Origin of the sequence: Arthrobacter crystallopoietes BAB-32, assembly GCF_000328305.2 — a bacterium.
GTDB classification, from domain to species: domain Bacteria; phylum Actinomycetota; class Actinomycetes; order Actinomycetales; family Micrococcaceae; genus Crystallibacter; species Crystallibacter crystallopoietes_A.
Window position 1 is genome coordinate 1 of the sequence record NZ_ANPE02000239.1, and the last position, 2,444, is coordinate 2,444.

Sequence of the window (2,444 nt, forward strand, 5' to 3'; positions counted from 1 at the left end):
TTGCTGCGGCGCTCGCGGTTGGACTGGCCGCCGGTGCCAGCGTGGCGGCCGCTGCGGAGGAAGCGGTCCGCGAAGCGGCATCCTTCCTGGCCAGCGGCGGCGTGGCATCGCTGGCCGCAGAGCCGGAACCGCCCCAGCTGCACGGCGCCAGCGACGCCTTCGTCGTCGCGCAGCAGACCCGCGCGGCCGGCGGCACGGTGGTGGCCACCGGCGGCTGCTTCGACCTGCTGCACGCCGGTCATGCCCGGACCCTCGCGGCTGCCCGCTCGCTGGGCGACTGCCTGATTGTCTGCCTGAACTCGGATGCCTCGGTCACCCGGCTGAAGGGCGAGGAACGCCCGATCATGAACGAACAGGACCGCGCCGAACTGCTGCTCTCGCTCGAGTGTGTGGACGCCGTGCTGGTCTTCGAGGAGCAGACTCCCGAAGCGGCGCTCGAGCGGCTGCGCCCGGACCTGTGGGTCAAGGGCGGCGACTACACCGCGGAGCAGCTGCCGGAGGCCAAGCTGCTCGAATCGTGGGGCGGCCAGACCGTGACGGTCCCCTACTACCCGGCCCGGTCAACCACCAAGCTGGCCGCCGCCCTGGCCAAGGTCGGCTGACCGAGGCCCCCTGAACGTCAACCTGAAGGAGGAAGTTTGAACAACGCAGCAACAGCCAACCCCGGCCGCGTCCTGGTCACCGGAGGCGGTTCCGGACTGGGAGCCGCAGTGGTTGAGGCCGTCCGCGCCGCCGGGGGCACCCCCGTGGTGCTGGACCGGGATGTCAGCCGGGTGTCCGGCGTCAAGGCAGTCGAAGTGGATGTGGCGGACCGCGAAGCCGTCACCGCCGCCGTGCGGGAGGTGGCGGACACGCTCGACGGTCTGGACGCCGTCGTCACGGCCGCGGGGATTGACCGCTGCGGCCGGCTGGAGGACGTCCCCGCCGAGGAGTGGGAAAAGGTCATCGGCGTGAACCTGATGGGCACGGTCTCCGTGGTGCGTGCCGCGCTGCCGTACCTGGAAGCCACGCACGGCCGGGTCATCACGGTGGCGTCCTCGCTCGGCATCAAGGCCGTCTCGGATGCAACCGCCTACTGCGCTTCGAAGTTCGGCGTGGTCGGGTTCAGCCGGGCGCTCGCGGCGGAGACCCGCGGCCGGATCGGCGTGACCACGATGATCCCCGCCGGCATGAAGACCCGGTTCTTCGACGACCGCACCGAGCAGTACAAGCCGCAGGACGATTCACGGCTGAACGATCCGGAGCGGGTGGCCGAGGCGATCCTGTTCGCGCTCGGCCAGCCCCGGGGCTGCGAGGTGCGCGAGATGGTTATTTGCCACGAAGAAGAAGACTCGTGGCCCTAAGCTGAGCCAGGTCCGCGTAGACATCCTCTGCGCGGACCTGCTCCGTCAGCGGGAAGTCGTGGCTGCACCGTTCCGCGGTCCAGCCCACCTGGGTCAGGTCGGCCCCGCACTCCGGGCAGTTCGTCATCCACGCCATGTGCACCCGGTGCAGGGTCCGGCCCAGAGCCCCGGCCATGATCATGTTGCCGGCCCAGTAGATGCCGACCGTCGGCGTGCCCACGGCCTGCGCCAGATGGCGCGGGCCGCTGTCATTGCCGAGCATGACATCGCTTGCGCGCAGCACGGCGGACAGTTCGCCCAGCGTCAGGCACCCTGCGACGGAACGGATGCTGCCGCCGTCGTTAGCGGATCCCCGCGCCAGCGCCACCACTTCCTCGGCCAGCGGCACGTCCAGTTCATCGCCCACTACCAGGACCTGGCAGCCGTCCGCCGCGGCCTTGGCAGCGACGTGGGCAAAGGACGACGCCGGCCAGCGGCGGCGCGGGTCGGTGGCACCTGGGTGGATGGTCACCAGGGAAGGCCGTCCCGGATCCAGCCACGCGGCGGCGAGTTCCTCCTCGTCCGGCAGCGGCGCCAGCTGCGGCTGCAGGGCGGCGGGGGCAGCACCGGCCAGACCGACGACCTCGAGGGCGCGCAGCACCTCGTGCTGGTAATAGAGGTACGGGATGGTGCGCTCCAGTGCGGCCGCGTCCTCGGTGCGGGTGCCCACGGTGTGCCGGGCGCCGAGCCGGAGCAGGAACGGATTCGAAAAGCGGCCGCCGCCGTGCAGCTGCACCGCAAGGTCGAACTCCTCGGCGCGCATCCGCCGGAGGAAGTCCTCCACGGCCTGGGGGTCCTCGGGACCGGGACGTACGCCGTGCGCATACGGGAGCGGTTCGACCCGGTGCACCGGACCCGGCCGGCCGCCGAACAGGGCGGCGTGGGCGTCCGTGCCCAGCAGCGTGATCTCCGCCTCCGGGTATGCGGCCGCGAGGGATTCGATGGCCGGCACCGCGAACATCATGTCGCCCAGGCCGCCGCCGCGCAGCACCGCAATCTTGCGGACGTCATCGAAGCGCGCGAGCACCGGACCGACGCCCAGCCCGTGGGCGGCGCCGGGCT

The 2,444-nt window shown here is 71.5% G+C and carries 3 protein-coding genes; 2 read left to right on the top strand and 1 reads right to left on the bottom strand.

Going from position 1 to position 2,444, the window contains the following annotated elements:
- Both rfaE2 and D477_RS18245 read left to right on the top strand, forming a co-directional pair.
- Positions 1 to 602 (top strand): D-glycero-beta-D-manno-heptose 1-phosphate adenylyltransferase (gene rfaE2, locus D477_RS18240; protein ID WP_005273205.1); only part of this gene is annotated, 602 nt, incomplete at its 5' end.
- A 36-nt stretch (positions 603 to 638) separates the two neighbouring features.
- A complete protein-coding gene (locus D477_RS18245) occupies positions 639 to 1,343 on the top strand; it encodes an SDR family oxidoreductase (RefSeq protein WP_005273209.1) in 705 nt (234 codons plus the stop codon).
- Here the strand turns inward: D477_RS18245 and D477_RS18250 are convergent.
- Complete coding sequence (locus D477_RS18250; protein ID WP_052510847.1) at positions 1,309 to 2,424, bottom strand: glycosyltransferase family 9 protein; 1,116 nt, start codon at positions 2,422 to 2,424, stop codon at positions 1,309 to 1,311. The genes D477_RS18245 and D477_RS18250 overlap by 35 nt on opposite strands.
- Between the last annotated feature and the right edge of the window lie 20 nt (positions 2,425 to 2,444).